The sequence below is a fragment of the Streptococcus mitis ATCC 6249 genome, from assembly GCF_000146585.1.
Taxonomy (GTDB): Bacteria; Bacillota; Bacilli; order Lactobacillales; family Streptococcaceae; genus Streptococcus; species Streptococcus mitis_AZ.
The window spans coordinates 1,205,048-1,219,042 of record NZ_GL397179.1 but is presented as its reverse complement, the minus strand read 5'-3'; the positions used below and the strand labels follow the sequence as shown (position 1 = coordinate 1,219,042).

At 41.1% G+C, this 13,995-nt stretch carries 14 protein-coding genes and 1 pseudogene; 11 read left to right on the top strand and 4 right to left on the bottom strand.

Translation table 11 applies throughout. The annotated features are described in order from the left end of the window. The first annotated feature begins 48 nt into the window (after positions 1 to 48). From HMPREF8571_RS07700 to HMPREF8571_RS11115, 3 genes and pseudogenes are all read left to right on the top strand, one after another. Positions 49 to 975 carry a bifunctional riboflavin kinase/FAD synthetase gene (locus tag HMPREF8571_RS07700; protein ID WP_000633646.1) on the top strand — a complete coding sequence of 309 codons (927 nt, stop codon included), beginning with the start codon at positions 49 to 51 and terminating at the stop codon, positions 973 to 975. Positions 976 to 1,312: 337 nt separating this feature from the next. Next, positions 1,313 to 1,549, top strand: coding sequence for a hypothetical protein (locus HMPREF8571_RS07695; protein WP_000260608.1), 237 nt, complete (start codon positions 1,313 to 1,315; stop codon positions 1,547 to 1,549). Continuing rightward, positions 1,546 to 1,781 (top strand): annotated as a pseudogene (locus HMPREF8571_RS11115) (hypothetical protein). The gene HMPREF8571_RS07695 and the pseudogene HMPREF8571_RS11115 overlap by 4 nt, the downstream one beginning before the upstream one ends. A gap of 93 nt (positions 1,782 to 1,874) precedes the next feature. Here the strand turns inward: HMPREF8571_RS11115 and HMPREF8571_RS07690 are convergent. The 3 genes from HMPREF8571_RS07690 to HMPREF8571_RS11500 are packed head-to-tail and all read right to left on the bottom strand — an operon-like array spanning position 1,875 to position 3,724. Continuing rightward, complete coding sequence (locus tag HMPREF8571_RS07690) at positions 1,875 to 2,690, bottom strand: TIGR03943 family putative permease subunit (protein ID WP_000617759.1); 816 nt, start codon at positions 2,688 to 2,690, stop codon at positions 1,875 to 1,877. After that, positions 2,687 to 3,592, bottom strand: a complete 906-nt coding sequence (locus HMPREF8571_RS07685) for a permease (protein WP_000171952.1) — start codon at positions 3,590 to 3,592, stop codon at positions 2,687 to 2,689. Before HMPREF8571_RS07685 ends, HMPREF8571_RS07690 begins: the two co-directional genes overlap by 4 nt. After that, positions 3,593 to 3,724, bottom strand: coding sequence for an SPJ_0845 family protein (locus tag HMPREF8571_RS11500; RefSeq protein WP_000268702.1), 132 nt, complete (start codon positions 3,722 to 3,724; stop codon positions 3,593 to 3,595). It abuts the gene before it with no gap. A gap of 136 nt (positions 3,725 to 3,860) precedes the next feature. On the opposite strand from HMPREF8571_RS11500, the gene HMPREF8571_RS07675 reads away from it, so the two are divergent. From HMPREF8571_RS07675 to HMPREF8571_RS07650, 5 genes are all read left to right on the top strand, one after another. Then, positions 3,861 to 5,990, top strand: coding sequence for a Tex family protein (locus HMPREF8571_RS07675; RefSeq protein WP_000369220.1), 2,130 nt, complete (start codon positions 3,861 to 3,863; stop codon positions 5,988 to 5,990). Beyond that, complete coding sequence (locus HMPREF8571_RS07670) at positions 5,977 to 6,426, top strand: SprT family protein (protein ID WP_000778615.1); 450 nt, start codon at positions 5,977 to 5,979, stop codon at positions 6,424 to 6,426. Before HMPREF8571_RS07675 ends, HMPREF8571_RS07670 begins: the two co-directional genes overlap by 14 nt. Before the next feature lie 59 nt (positions 6,427 to 6,485). Further along, complete coding sequence (locus tag HMPREF8571_RS07665; RefSeq protein ID WP_001092798.1) at positions 6,486 to 6,758, top strand: PspC domain-containing protein; 273 nt, start codon at positions 6,486 to 6,488, stop codon at positions 6,756 to 6,758. Positions 6,759 to 7,352: 594 nt separating this feature from the next. After that, positions 7,353 to 8,111 (top strand): ABC transporter ATP-binding protein, encoded by a 759-nt coding sequence (locus HMPREF8571_RS07655; RefSeq protein WP_000173369.1) that lies wholly within the window; start codon positions 7,353 to 7,355, stop codon positions 8,109 to 8,111. Between the two features lies 1 nt (position 8,112). Then, a complete protein-coding gene (locus HMPREF8571_RS07650) occupies positions 8,113 to 10,101 on the top strand; it encodes an FtsX-like permease family protein (RefSeq protein WP_000489363.1) in 1,989 nt (662 codons plus the stop codon). Between the two features lie 39 nt (positions 10,102 to 10,140). Here the strand turns inward: HMPREF8571_RS07650 and HMPREF8571_RS07645 are convergent, their stop codons facing one another. After that, a complete protein-coding gene (locus HMPREF8571_RS07645; protein WP_000136044.1) occupies positions 10,141 to 10,836 on the bottom strand; it encodes a VIT1/CCC1 transporter family protein in 696 nt (231 codons plus the stop codon). A 205-nt stretch (positions 10,837 to 11,041) separates the two neighbouring features. On the opposite strand from HMPREF8571_RS07645, the gene HMPREF8571_RS07640 reads away from it, so the two are divergent. The 3 genes from HMPREF8571_RS07640 to ftsY are packed head-to-tail and all read left to right on the top strand — an operon-like array spanning position 11,042 to position 13,962. Next, positions 11,042 to 11,833 (top strand): Cof-type HAD-IIB family hydrolase, encoded by a 792-nt coding sequence (locus tag HMPREF8571_RS07640; RefSeq protein ID WP_025168455.1) that lies wholly within the window; start codon positions 11,042 to 11,044, stop codon positions 11,831 to 11,833. Further along, positions 11,833 to 12,651, top strand: coding sequence for a Cof-type HAD-IIB family hydrolase (locus tag HMPREF8571_RS07635; RefSeq protein ID WP_000763421.1), 819 nt, complete (start codon positions 11,833 to 11,835; stop codon positions 12,649 to 12,651). Before HMPREF8571_RS07640 ends, HMPREF8571_RS07635 begins: the two co-directional genes overlap by 1 nt. Positions 12,652 to 12,654: 3 nt before the next feature. Next, entirely contained in the window at positions 12,655 to 13,962 is a 1,308-nt protein-coding gene (gene ftsY, locus HMPREF8571_RS07630) for a signal recognition particle-docking protein FtsY (RefSeq protein ID WP_000522274.1), read from the top strand. Positions 13,963 to 13,995 lie beyond the last annotated feature (33 nt).

Below are 13,995 nucleotides of genomic sequence, written 5' to 3'. Positions count from 1 at the left end.
TGGGATTTCCTCTTAGCGAAAAGGCTTTCTCTATGATATAATAGTTTCATGATTACAACAGTACCTATTAAGAACGAAAAAGATATTGCAGTACCGGGTAAAACAGTCCTTGTACTAGGTTATTTTGATGGCATCCACAAGGGGCATCAGAAACTCTTTGAAGTGGCCAGTAAGGCTTCAATGAAGGACTATCTGCCAGTTGTCGTGATGACCTTTACAGAGTCGCCAAAACTTGCCTTACAACCTTACCAACCTGAGCTCATGCTCCATATCGTCAATCATGAGGAACGGGAGCACAAGATGAAGTGGCACGGAGTAGAGGCTCTTTTCTTACTGGACTTTAGTAGCAAATTTGCTAGTTTAACGGGTCAAGAATTCTTTGATACCTATGTTAGAGCTTTAAAACCAGCCATTATCGTAGCAGGATTTGATTACACCTTTGGCTCAGATAAGAAAACCGCGGTTGACCTGAAGGACTATTTTGATGGAGAGATTATCATTGTTCCTCCGGTCGAGGACGAGAAGGGCAAGATCAGTTCCACACGGATTCGCAAAGCTATTCTTGATGGAGATGTCAAGGAAGTCAACCATCTACTAGGCACACCTCTCCCAACCCGTGGCATGGTCGTTCACGGAAATGCGCGAGGGCGTACTATCGGATATCCAACAGCAAACTTAGTTTTACGAGATCGAACCTATATGCCGGCAGATGGTGTCTATGTAGTCGATGTCGAGGTGCAACGTCAAAGATATCGTGGCATGGCGAGCGTTGGCAAAAATGTTACTTTTGATGGAGAAGAACCGCGTTTTGAAGTCAATATTTTCGACTTTTCAGACGATATTTACGGTGAGACCGTCATGGTCTACTGGCTGGACCGTGTCCGAGATATGGTCAAATTTGACTCCATCGACGAGCTAGTAGACCAACTCCAGAAAGACGAAGAAATTGCTCGGAACTGGAAGGATGGAGAATAGAAGAGTTAAAAAAGTGAACCATATTTTGCGTTTGCTTTTTTATTTTTGAAAGAAATTTTTATAGAGAGAAACATAATTGAAGCTTGATTGAAAATCTGTTAAAATAGTGATATTCATAACTTTAAAAACCAAAGAAAAGAGACTAGTATGATTACAGGCGAATTAAAAAATAAAATTGATCAGCTGTGGGAAATGCTGTGGACTGAAGGAAATGCAAATCCTAAAAAATCACTTATGCAGGGGTATTTCGGTTAAGATTTGGGATGAGATAGCAGTTTTGCACTATCATTGTAATTACCGTAGTTATTTATTATAATACTTCAAAGGAGGAAATCAGATGGTCGTAAAAACAAGAAAACAAGGAAATTCAATCACCATTACGATTCCAAGCGAATTCAATATTCCAAGTGGTGTTAAATACGAAGCGAAATTGTTACAAAGCGGTGAAATTATCTTTACTCCTGAAGAATTGGACCATCAGGTCTCTTATGTCTCTGATGATGCCTTTGACTTAAAATTGGATACAATTTTTGATGAATACGATGATGTTTTCAAAGCTTTGGTGGAAAAATGATAATCTATTTAACAGAAAAGCAAATTGAAAAAATCAATGCTTTAGCAATTCAACGGTATTCTCCAAATGAGCAAATTCAAACAGTTAGTCCTTCAGCGTTAAATATGATTGTGAGGAAGAAGCGGTTGATATGTGTATGACTATAGCGGTAGAAACTTTAACTGATGAAAAAATGACAAGCTATTCTAAATGGGTTTCTCAACATTCTGTCATAGAAAATATCAAAAAGTAAGATAGTATTCTGGATTGAAATGAGCATAAGAAAAAAATGAAGAGACAATATTAGAATTCTGTAATGCAGAAACTCTGATATTGCCTCTTTTTATTAAAACACACGATAAACATAAGGATTTTCTGGTTTGTCTACTTTGGTGAAACTCTCAACTTCCAGTGTTGGGAGTTTTTGTTTGAGTTCTTTATGGTAGTGGAGGGTCAGGGTTCCCCTAGCGGTAATCCAGGTATTGTCAGGATACTGGCGTGAGTTTCCTTTGGTCAAGAGTCCATATACACCAGAGTCTGCGATACAGTGGATGATTCCAAAGCGAAAGAGGAACTGGCTATCTGGATGACTAGGATCGTTATAGACAAAGCCTGTAAACTCGATTTGCTTTCCTTCAAACTCTTGTGGATAGTCATAGAGAACTTCCATGACCTCCATATAGTTTTCATCTGTAACCTGAATGGTTGGCAGGGATAGGTATTTATCAGCTGTTGTCCTCATTTCCTTTTCATAAGCAGACTTGGAAAAATAGGTGCTGGTATCGGGTTTGAGGTATTGACTAGATGTACCTTCGCTTGCCTGAATAGCTGTGTCGATTCCCTCAGAGAGTGGGAAATGATAGCCTTTGGCAGATACGGTTCTTGAGTCCAAACTTACTGTCGGAAAGGCAACTCCAATCAACAGAGGTAGTGACAGTAACAGGATGCTGATTTGTCTAGCTTGACGACTTTCCATATGGCTGTGAGAGTTGATTTTTTTAATCCAGATGTAGAATTGGACCAGAGCCAACAGAAGAGAAAGGACCATTGAGATATGGACTAGATAGGAATAGTGGAGGTTGATGTAGTGGCTAAGCTTGCCAGATAGCTTCAGATAAAGAGTTAGGACAAAATAGCCCAGTAAAATGATAAATCGAATCATAGCATCACTCCTATCATGTAAGAATAAAGCAAGACAAACACTGTCACAATGCCCATGAATTGCCAGATGAAGTTGGCCTTTAAGTAGTGTTTCATCATGAGGAGATTTTTGATATCAAGCATGGGTCCGATGACCAGAAAGGCAAGGACTGGTGCTAGACCAAAGCTCGAGAGGAGAGAAGCTCCGATAAAGGCGTCCGCCTCGCTACAAAGAGAGAGGAGAAAAGCTAGAAACATGAGCAAGAGAATCGCAATTACTGGACTTGCGCTGATAGAGGTCAAGATCCGAGTCGGGACATAGACTTGCACGATAGCTGCAAAGAGACAGCAAAAGACCAGGTAACGCCCCATATCGAAAAACTCGTTAATAGCCTGTATAAAGACCTGAAACACTTTTCTAGCAGGTGTCAAGTGTGAAAAGTCATGTTCATGACAAGTAATAGGATTCTCTTTTTGAATGGGTTCCTTCCAGAAGAATCCTAGAAAAATTCCCAAAACCAAAGCAATCACAATGGCTCCCAGAGCTCGCAAGATGGTAATTTTTAAGGAATTGCCAAAGGCAGAATAGGTAGCGAAAAGAACGATAGGATTGATGATAGGAGCAGTCACCAGAAAGGGAAGAGCCGTGTAGCTGGGGACCTTCTTTTCCAAAAAACGATTGATAATCGGGACAATTCCACACTCACAAGAGGGAAAGAGAAAGCCGATGAAGGTACCAAAAAAGATCCTCCCCCAACGATTGCGAGGGAGAAACTCAGTGACTTTATCTGGTGTGATATAGACTTCAATCCAGCCCGAAATGAGACTCCCAATCAAAACAAAAGGAAGGGCTTCGATGATGATGGAGAGAAAAATAGCTCCCGCTTGTAATACACTAGGAGGAAGAGATTGGAAAAGTGTCATCTATTGTTTCTTCTCAACTTTTTCTTTTTTATCATTGTTATCTGGAAATGTAACCTGAGTTAAATCAGGAAGTTTAGCAAACTCTTCAAACATCTTGTCCAAGTTATCCGTTTTTGTAAATTTAACAGCCATGGGCCTACCTCTTTTCTAAATGTTACCTCTATTATACTATTATTTTGCGGAAAAGGGATTATTTTTATTTTGAGAATCAAAGAGGTAAAAACAGGTAAGGTGAAACAAGCTTTGTTCCTTATGGTATAATAGGTTTATGGATAACAAATATGAAAAAATCTCCCAAGATTTGGGTGTAACCTTAAAGCAAATCGATACTGTTCTAAGTTTGACGGCAGAAGGGGCGACGATTCCCTTCATCGCGCGTTACCGGAAGGACATGACTGGTAGTCTGGATGAAGTGGCGATTAAGGCTATTATCGACATGGATAAAAGCCTGACTAATCTCAATGACCGCAAGGAAGCTGTCTTGGCTAAGATTCAAGAACAAGGTAAGCTAACAAAGGAATTGGAAGAAGCTATCTTAGCTGCCGAAAAACTAGCAGACGTAGAAGAACTTTACCTACCCTACAAGGAAAAGCGTCGGACCAAAGCAACCATTGCCCGCGAAGCTGGACTCTTTCCTCTCGCACGCTTGATTTTACAAAATGTTGGGGATTTAGAGAAAGAGGCTGAGAAATTTGTCTGTGAAGGATTTGCGACTGGTCAAGAAGCCTTGGCTGGGGCAGTTGATATTTTGGTAGAAGCCCTATCCGAAGATGTCAATCTACGTGCTATGACCTATCAGGAAGTGCTGAGACACTCTAAAATCACTTCGCAGGTCAAGGATGAAAGTCTTGATGAAAAACAAGTTTTTCAGATTTATTATGATTTTTCAGAGACAGTTGGCAATATGCAGGGCTATCGAACCTTAGCCCTCAACCGTGGGGAAAAATTAGGAATCTTGAAAGTTGGATTTGAACATGCAACGGATCGTATCCTAGCTTTCTTTGCTGCTCGTTTCAAGGTGAAAAATGCCTATATTGATGAAGTTGTTCAACAGTCAGTTAAGAAAAAGGTCTTGCCTGCTATCGAGCGCCGCATTCGGACAGAATTAACCGAGAAGGCAGAAGAAGGGGCTATCCAACTCTTTTCGGATAATCTGCGCAATCTCCTCTTGGTTGCTCCGCTAAAAGGGCGCGTGGTTTTAGGCTTTGACCCTGCCTTTCGTACAGGTGCCAAGCTGGCAGTCGTTGATGCGACAGGGAAAATGCTGACGACTCAAGTCATCTATCCTGTTAAACCAGCCTCAGCTCGTCAGATTGAAGAAGCCAAGAAAGACTTGGCCGACCTGATCGGTCAATACGGTGTGGAAATCATTGCCATCGGAAACGGAACGGCCAGTCGGGAAAGTGAAGCCTTTGTTGCGGAAATTCTGAAAGATTTTCCAGAAGTCAGCTATGTTATCGTCAATGAAAGTGGAGCTTCTGTCTACTCTGCCAGCGAACTTGCCCGTCAGGAATTTCCAGAATTAACCGTTGAAAAACGATCGGCTATCTCTATCGCCCGTCGTTTGCAAGATCCCCTTGCTGAATTGGTAAAAATCGATCCCAAGTCAATCGGTGTTGGTCAATACCAGCACGATGTTAGTCAGAAGAAACTGTCTGAAAGTCTGGACTTTGTTGTCGATACGGTGGTTAACCAAGTCGGTGTCAATGTCAATACAGCCAGCCCAGCTCTTCTTTCCCACGTAGCTGGACTCAATAAAACCATCTCTGAAAATATTGTCAAATACCGTGAGGAAGAAGGAAAAATCACTTCACGCGCTCAAATCAAGAAGGTTCCCCGTCTGGGTGCCAAGGCCTTTGAGCAAGCTGCAGGTTTCCTCCGTATTCCTGAAAGTAGCAATATCCTCGATAATACAGGAGTTCATCCAGAAAATTATGCTGCGGTTAAGGAACTCTTCAAACGCTTGGATATCAAGGACTTGAATGAAGAAGCACAAAATAAGCTTAAGTCCCTTTCTGTCAAGGAAATGGCGCAAGAACTAGACCTCGGTCCAGAAACCCTTAAAGATATCATTGCTGACCTTCTCAAACCAGGTCGTGATTTCCGTGACTCTTTTGATGCACCTGTTCTCCGTCAAGATGTTCTGGATATCAAGGATCTTGTTGTCGGCCAGAAGCTGGAAGGTGTAGTGCGTAATGTCGTTGACTTCGGTGCCTTCGTTGATATCGGGATTCACGAGGACGGCTTGATTCATATTTCCCATATGAGTCGTAAATTTATTAAACATCCGAGCCAAGTGGTGTCAGTCGGAGATTTGGTAACGGTTTGGGTCAAGAAAATCGATACTGAACGTGAAAAAGTTAATCTGTCGCTCCTAGCTCCAGATGAAACTGACTGAGTACGTTCAGTCTGTTTCCCTCGAAGACTTTGGTAGACCTTTTACCCACCAAGCCCAGTGGAATTCTCGTCTGCGAACGACAGGTGGACGATTTTTCCCCAAGGATGGGCATTTGGACTTTAATCCCAAGGTTTATAATGAACTAGGTTTGGAAGTATTTCGAAAAACCGTGCGCCATGAACTCTGTCACTATCACCTTTATTTTCAGAAAAAGGGTTATCGACATAAGGACCGAGATTTTAAAGAACTGTTGAAAGAAGTGGATGGACTGCGCTATGTACCACGCTTGAAAACACAATCTCAAAGTGCCTACCTAGTCTATCAGTGCCAATCTTGCCAGCAAAGTTATCAGCGTAAGAGAAGGATTGATACCAAACGCTATCGCTGTGGAGTTTGTCGAGGTAAACTCGTCATCACAAATCGGCCTAAGGACTGATGTTCTTGGTTCCGTTTCATGCTATACTACTTGTAAGAATACCGAAAGAGGAAATAATCATGAATACAAAATTTTATAAAATGAGACGAAATCGTATGGTGTCAGGAGTTTTAGCTGGTCTATCAGACAAGTGGAATTTTGATGTAACCCTAGTCCGCTTTCTCTTTGCCATTTTTACCGTAGCAAATTTTGGAATTGGTGTGATTATTTACATCATCCTTGCCTCTATCCTACCAACTAAGGAAGAGATTGAAGCCGAAATGTACGGAACAGGACCACGCAAACGCAAGGAAGCCCAAGCCATTAATGACAATGATGGCTGGTTTTGGTGAGGTAAATCTACGATAACAAAAGTTTTGCTACATTACTACAAGAGAAGAGAAGGTATTAGCATGCTTAGAAAATACTTTAAAAACTATAAATGGACGGATGTGTTCTGGATTTTATTTATTTTGATTACTAGTTTTCTGTCAACCAATAATTACTTATACCACTTAACGAAACAGGATTTTTCAGAAGAAGGTTGTCTTTTAGCAATTCCTTTGTTTCTTTTTCATTTTCTCTTCATTGATAAATTCATCATTTCTAGACGAGATCAAAAAGATGAATAACTTTTAACCCTTGCATCCTCAAGGGTTTTCTTCTTGTTTACCATTTATGGTACAATACTTTTAGTGAAATTTCTAAATTTTTTTCTATCTTACAAAAATGTAAGATTAAAGTCTCTTTTGTAAGGTTAGGTTATGGCAGGCTGTCTTTTTTTGCGATAAACTAGATTCATAAAGAACAAAGGAGCAAAACAATGAAAAGAATTTTACAAAAGAAAAGAAGAAAACCAAGTCAAAAAGATATCGAGCGTGTTCAACTGGGATGCGCTATGATGCAAGCACAGTTTCAAATGATGGGATATTAAGAAGGAGAAAATCATGACACTTTTAGATGTAAAACACGTTCAAAAAATCTATAAAACACGTTTCCAAGGCAACCAAGTAGAAGCACTCAAAGATATTCACTTTACTGTAGAGAAGGGTGACTATGTTGCCATCATGGGGGAGTCTGGTTCTGGGAAATCAACCTTGCTCAACATTCTAGCTATGCTGGATAAACCAACTCGCGGGCAGGTTTACCTCAACGGAACAGACACAGCCACTATTAAGAATTCTCAGGCTTCGAGTTTTCGTCGTGAGAAGTTGGGCTTTGTCTTCCAAGATTTTAACTTGCTAGATACCCTGTCTGTCAAGGACAATATCTTGCTTCCGCTAGTTTTATCACGAAAACCTATCACAGAGATGATGAAGAAATTGGTAGTAACCGCTGAAAATTTGGGCATCAACCAATTGCAAGAGAAGTACCCTTACGAGATATCAGGTGGTCAAAAGCAGCGGGTAGCAGTAGCACGCGCTATTATCACCGAACCTGAAATTCTCCTTGCGGATGAGCCAACAGGAGCCCTTGATTCCAAGTCATCTGCAGCCTTACTCGATGTATTTGATGAAATCAATGAACGCGGTCAAACTATTCTTATGGTAACCCACTCAACGGCAGCAGCCAGCAGGGCCAAGCGAGTTCTCTTTATCAAGGACGGCATTCTTTACAACCAAATCTACCGTGGAGACAAGACAGAGCGTCAGATGTTCCAAGAAATCTCTGATACCTTGACTGTTATGGCAAGCGAGGTGAATTAGTATGTTTCGATTGACCAATAAGTTAGCGGTTTCGAACTTAATCAAAAACCGCAAACTCTACTATCCCTTTGCTTTAGCAGTTCTCTTAGCTGTGACCATCACTTATCTCTTTTACTCATTGACACTTAATCCTAATATTGGCAAGATTCGAGGAGGAGAGACTATCTCTATGACGCTCGGTCTTGGTATGGTGATTGTCACTATTGCCTCGGCTATCATCGTCTTTTATGCAAATAGTTTCGTCATGAAAAACCGTTCCAAAGAACTAGGGATTTATGGCATGTTAGGATTAGAAAAACGCCATTTGATCAGCATGGTCTTTAAGGAGCTTCTTATATTTGGCTCCCTAACCTTGACAGCTGGACTTGGCTTAGGAGCTCTCTTTGATAAGCTCATCTTTGCTCTGCTTCTGAAGCTAATGAATATGGAGGTGGAGCTCGTAGCGACCTTCCAACCAAGTGTCTTTATCCTAGTTACCCTTATTTTTGGAGCTATTTTCCTAGGTTTGGTTTTTATCAATGCCTTTCGGATTGCACGCATGAATGCCCTACAGCTCTCTCGTGAGAAGGCCAGTGGTGAGAAAAAAGGACGTTTCTTAAGCCTTCAGACCATTCTAGGTTTGATTAGTATGGGAGCTGGCTACTACCTAGCAGTGACAGTTGAAAATCCTTTAACTGCACTCATAATTTTCTTTGTAGCAGTCTTGCTGGTAATCTTTGGTACCTATCTCTTGTTTAATGCAGGGATTACAGTATTCCTACAAATCTTGAAGAAAAACAAGCGTTATTATTACCAACCCAACAACATGATTTCCGTATCCAATCTCATCTTCCGTATGAAGAAAAATGCGGTTGGTCTTGCGACGATTGCCATTCTTTCAACCATGGTCTTGGTGACCATGTCTGCTGCAACTAGTATCTTCAAGGCTTCAGAAACCTTCAAGAAATTCATGAATCCACATGATTTTGGAATTTCAGGGCGAAATGTTGATAAAGAAGATTTAGATAAACTTTTGAGTCAGTATGCTAGCGATAAGGGATTAACTGTCACCAAAAAAGAAGTCTTTCGTCACAGCAATTTTGGCATCGAGAGTCAAGATGGAACCAAACTCCGTATCTTTAAAAAGGGGAATAACTTTGTCCAACCGAAAACCATTTTCATGGTCTTTGATCAAAAAGACTATGAAATCATGACTGGTCAAAAACTCTCCCTTTCAGGCAATGAAGTCGGCTTGTTTACTAAGAATAAGGTGCTTGAAGGGCAGAAAGAACTCACTCTAAATGACCAGACTTACACTGTTAAAGAAGAAATTAAAAATGATTTCGTTCTGGAACATGTGCCAAATCAGTTTAACATTCTCACATCTGACTACAATTATCTTGTTGTGCCTAATCTGCAAGCTTTTATTGATCAATATCCGGATTCCTCTCTCTTTGATCAACTTTATGGCGGTATGAATGTAACAGCTAGTGAGGAAGAACAGCTCAAACTCGCTGATGATTTTTCAAAATTCCTTAATAACTTTAATAGAGAATTAAACAAAGAGGGAAGCTATGTATACGGAAGCAATCTGGCTGATAGCAGTGCACAAATCAGTGCCCTCTATGGAGGTGTCTTCTTCATCGGTATCTTCCTCTCTATCATCTTTATGGTTGGAACAGTCCTCGTTATCTATTACAAACAAATCTCTGAGGGCTATGAAGACCGTGAACGCTTTATCATTTTGCAAAAGGTCGGACTCGATCAAAAGCAAATCAAGCAAACGATTAACAAACAGGTTCTAACTGTTTTCTTCCTTCCATTGCTCTTTGCCTTTCTACACCTTGCTTTTGCCTATCATATGCTTAGCCTCATCCTAAAAGTCATTGGCGTGCTCGATGCAACCATGATGTTGACTGTTACACTTTCCATTTGTGCCATCTTCCTCATCGTTTACGTCTTAATCTTTATGATTACTTCAAGAAGCTATCGCAAGATTGTACAAATGTAAAAAAGATACCTCGAAATTCATCGAGGTATTTCTTTTATCTTAGATACTAAAGAGTTGTCCCAATAGGAAGGTTACGCCCATGGTGAGAAGTCCGATACAGAGGTTACGGATCATAGCAGTTTTCGTAGGAGCTTTTCCTAATTTAGCACTGGTATAGCCCGTAATAAGAAGGGAAAGGGCTACGATAAGAACAGTAGCAGGAATGCGATAGTCGCTTGGAAAGACGGTGATCGAAAGCATAGGAGGAAGACTTCCCAGTACAAAGGCGATAAAGCTAGAGATCGCAGCATGCCAAGGGTTGGTAAACTCTTCGTACTCGATTCCATACTTTTCTTCGACCAAGGCTTTAAGAGGATTTTTCAAAAAGGCTTTGTTGGTCAAGAGTTGGGCGGACGTTTCACACTCACCATTCTGAAGGTAAGCAGCATAGAGGGATTGTTTTGCAGATTCCATGTCTTTATTTAAGAGTAATTGCTCTCTAGCGACAGCGGCTTCTTCCGTATCTTTCTGAGTGGATACAGAGACATATTCGCCACCTGCCATAGAAAAAGCACCAGCGAGGATAGCGGCTAGTCCAGATAAAAAGATTATCCAGATATTGCTGGTCGCACTGGCAACTCCGATAACGACTCCAGCGATGGAAATAATCCCATCATTGGCACCGAGAACGCCCGCTCGTAGGATATTGAGTCGGCCTGCAAAGTTTGCATCAATTTCATGTTTTATTTCTGTCATAGTCATCTCCTTTCTTTTCATTATAGAGAAAAGAGTAGGGGAATACAAACTTTTTAAACTATCTGAAAAAAGTTCTACGATTCTAATTTTTAAGCCTTTTGAAGTTTCTCCGAAAAAGTAGTGCTATCCTACTGTACTGGACCTTTTTAAACTTATCTATGGTATAATAGGAGATAGATTTATCAATTGGAGTATGAAGGATTTTATGATTAAACTTGTAGCAACCGATATGGATGGAACCTTTCTGGATGGAGAGGGTCGGTTTGATATGGAACGCCTCAAAAACGTACTTGTTTCCTACAAGGAAAAGGGGATTTATTTTGCTGTGGCCTCGGGTCGTGGTATCTTGTCCCTTAAAAAGCTATTTGCGGATGTGCGTGACGAAGTGATTTTTATAGCTGAAAATGGCAGCTACGTTGAGTTTCATGGGGAAAATATGTACGAATCTACGATGTCTCGGGACTTTTACTTGAGCACTTTTGAAGCTTTAAAGAAATCACCCTATTTTGATGAAAGAAAAATGCTTCTGACAGGGAAAAAAGCTTGTTATGTTTTGGATACAGTGGATGAGACCTATCTGATGTTTAGCCGTCACTACAATGAAAATATTCAAAAAGTAGCGAGTTTAGAAGATATCACAGATGAGATTTTTAAATTCACTACTAACTTTACTGAAGAAACGATAGAAGCTGGAGAGGCCTGGGTCAACGAAAATGTTCCTGGTGTGAAAGCCATGACCACTGGTTTTGAATCCATTGATATTGTCTTGGACTATGTTGATAAGGGTGTGGCTATTGTTGAGCTAGCCAAAAAACTTGCTCTGACCATGGATCAGGTTATGGCTTTTGGCGACAATCTCAATGACCTTCACATGATGCAGGTTGTGGGACACCCAATCGCTCCTGAAAATGCGCGACCAGAGATTTTAGAATTAGCAGAAGCAGTGATTGGCCACCATAAGGACCAGTCAGTCATGGCTTATATGGAGGGCTTGTAATGGCAGATATTAAATTGATTGCACTCGATTTGGATGGTACCTTACTGACAACGGATAAAAAGCTGACAGATCGAACTAAGGCAGTCTTAAAAGCTGCGCGTGATCGTGGCATCAAGGTCGTACTGACAACAGGACGTCCTCTGAAGGCTATGGATTTCTTTCTCAAGGAGTTGGGAACAGATGGACATGAGGATGAGTACACCATAACTTTTAATGGAGGGCTTGTTCAGAAGAATACGGGCGAGATTCTCGATAAAACAGTTTTTTCAATCGACGATGTGGCACGATTGTACGAGGAAACTGAAAAACTAGGGTTGCCGTTAGATGCCATTTCAGAAGGAACAGTCTATCAAATCCAGTCGGACCAAGAAAGTCTCTATGCTAAGTTTAATCCATCCCTGACTTTCGTGCCAGTCGCTTTTGAAGAGCTATCTAGTCAGATAACTTATAATAAATGTGTGAGTGCCTTCCCCCAAGATCCCTTGGATGCGGCCATTCAAAAGATTTCTCCAGACTTATTTGATCAATATGAAATCTTCAAATCGCGTGAACTCTTATTGGAATGGTCGCCGAAAAACGTCCACAAGGCAACAGGGTTAGCGAAATTAATTAAACACTTGGGTATCGACCAAAGTCAAGTCATGGCTTGTGGGGACGAGGCCAATGACCTTTCTATGATTGAGTGGGCAGGTCTGGGAGTTGCCATGCAAAATGCAGTTCCAGCAGTTAAGGAAGTTGCTAATGTCGTTACTCCCATGACCAACGACGAGGAAGCCGTTGCCTGGGCTATTGAAGAATACGTGCTAAAGGAGAATTAGAATATGGGATTATTTGACCGTTTATTCGGGAAAAAAGAAGAGCCGAAAATCGAAGATATTGTGAAAGAAGCTCTGGAAAATATTGATTTGTCAGAAGAGATTGAAGAAAACCAAACGGTTATCGAAGTAACAAGTCAGGAAGAGATAACAAGGGAAAAAGTAGAAGAAACACTTGCTCAAGAAGAAATTCCTCAAGTCTCAACAGAAGAAGTTATTGAACCAGAAGCAGTCGAAGAAACTGCTCAGGAAGAGGTTGAGCTAGAAGTTGATGAGACAGAGCAAAGCCAAGAGCTTGAAGAATTTTTCGAAGAAGAGAGCCAAGAATCTCTAGAAGCTGGAGAAGAGCAAGCTTTTGAAGTGGTAGAAGAATATCTACGAGTTGAAGAAACGGTTCAGGAAAAATATGACCGCAGTCTCAAGAAAACGCGTACGGGATTCGGAGCACGCTTGAATGCCTTCTTTGCCAACTTCCGTTCTGTCGATGAAGACTTTTTTGAGGAATTAGAAGAACTGCTCATCATGAGTGACGTCGGTGTGCAAGTCGCTTCGAACCTAACCGAAGAGCTTCGCTATGAAGCCAAATTAGAAAATGCTAAGAAACCTGATGCACTTCGCCGTGTCATTATCGAGAAATTGGTTGAGCTCTACGAAAAGGATGGCAACTACGATGAACAAATCCATTTCCAAGATGGCTTGACAGTTATGCTCTTTGTTGGTGTTAACGGTGTTGGGAAAACAACTTCTATTGGAAAATTAGCTCATCGCTACAAACAAGCTGGCAAGAAAGTCATGCTGGTTGCTGCGGATACCTTCCGTGCTGGTGCCGTTGCCCAGCTAGCAGAATGGGGACGTCGTGTGGATGTTCCTGTTGTAACGGGGCCTGAAAAAGCGGATCCAGCAAGTGTGGTCTTTGATGGGATGGAACGTGCCGTAGCAGAAGGAATTGATATTCTCATGATTGATACAGCAGGCCGTCTGCAAAACAAGGACAACCTCATGGCCGAGTTGGAAAAGATTGGTCGCATTATCAAACGTGTCGTTCCAGAGGCACCCCATGAAACTTTCCTGGCACTCGATGCTTCAACTGGACAGAACGCCTTGGTACAAGCTAAGGAATTTTCTAAGATAACACCATTGACTGGAATTGTTTTGACAAAAATTGACGGAACTGCCCGAGGTGGTGTTGTTCTGGCTATCCGTGAAGAACTCAATATCCCAGTAAAATTGATTGGTTTTGGTGAAAAAATCGACGATATCGGGGAATTTAACTCAGAAAACTTTATGAAGGGTCTTTTAGAGGGCTTGATTTAATACAAAATAAATATCCTGCAAGTTAATCTTGCA

What these genes read in the sequence shown, in the direction of transcription:
- HMPREF8571_RS07700 (WP_000633646.1), top strand. Translation starts at nt 49, where the DNA reads ATGATTACAACAGTACCTATTAAGAACGAAAAAGATATTGCAGTACCG.
- HMPREF8571_RS07695 (WP_000260608.1), top strand. Translation starts at nt 1,313, where the DNA reads ATGGTCGTAAAAACAAGAAAACAAGGAAATTCAATCACCATTACGATT.
- HMPREF8571_RS07690 (WP_000617759.1), bottom strand. Translation starts at nt 2,690, where the DNA reads ATGATTCGATTTATCATTTTACTGGGCTATTTTGTCCTAACTCTTTAT.
- HMPREF8571_RS07685 (WP_000171952.1), bottom strand. Translation starts at nt 3,592, where the DNA reads ATGACACTTTTCCAATCTCTTCCTCCTAGTGTATTACAAGCGGGAGCT.
- HMPREF8571_RS11500 (WP_000268702.1), bottom strand. Translation starts at nt 3,724, where the DNA reads ATGGCTGTTAAATTTACAAAAACGGATAACTTGGACAAGATGTTTGAA.
- HMPREF8571_RS07675 (WP_000369220.1), top strand. Translation starts at nt 3,861, where the DNA reads ATGGATAACAAATATGAAAAAATCTCCCAAGATTTGGGTGTAACCTTA.
- HMPREF8571_RS07670 (WP_000778615.1), top strand. Translation starts at nt 5,977, where the DNA reads ATGAAACTGACTGAGTACGTTCAGTCTGTTTCCCTCGAAGACTTTGGT.
- HMPREF8571_RS07665 (WP_001092798.1), top strand. Translation starts at nt 6,486, where the DNA reads ATGAATACAAAATTTTATAAAATGAGACGAAATCGTATGGTGTCAGGA.
- HMPREF8571_RS07655 (WP_000173369.1), top strand. Translation starts at nt 7,353, where the DNA reads ATGACACTTTTAGATGTAAAACACGTTCAAAAAATCTATAAAACACGT.
- HMPREF8571_RS07650 (WP_000489363.1), top strand. Translation starts at nt 8,113, where the DNA reads ATGTTTCGATTGACCAATAAGTTAGCGGTTTCGAACTTAATCAAAAAC.
- HMPREF8571_RS07645 (WP_000136044.1), bottom strand. Translation starts at nt 10,836, where the DNA reads ATGACAGAAATAAAACATGAAATTGATGCAAACTTTGCAGGCCGACTC.
- HMPREF8571_RS07640 (WP_025168455.1), top strand. Translation starts at nt 11,042, where the DNA reads ATGATTAAACTTGTAGCAACCGATATGGATGGAACCTTTCTGGATGGA.
- HMPREF8571_RS07635 (WP_000763421.1), top strand. Translation starts at nt 11,833, where the DNA reads ATGGCAGATATTAAATTGATTGCACTCGATTTGGATGGTACCTTACTG.
- ftsY (WP_000522274.1), top strand. Translation starts at nt 12,655, where the DNA reads ATGGGATTATTTGACCGTTTATTCGGGAAAAAAGAAGAGCCGAAAATC.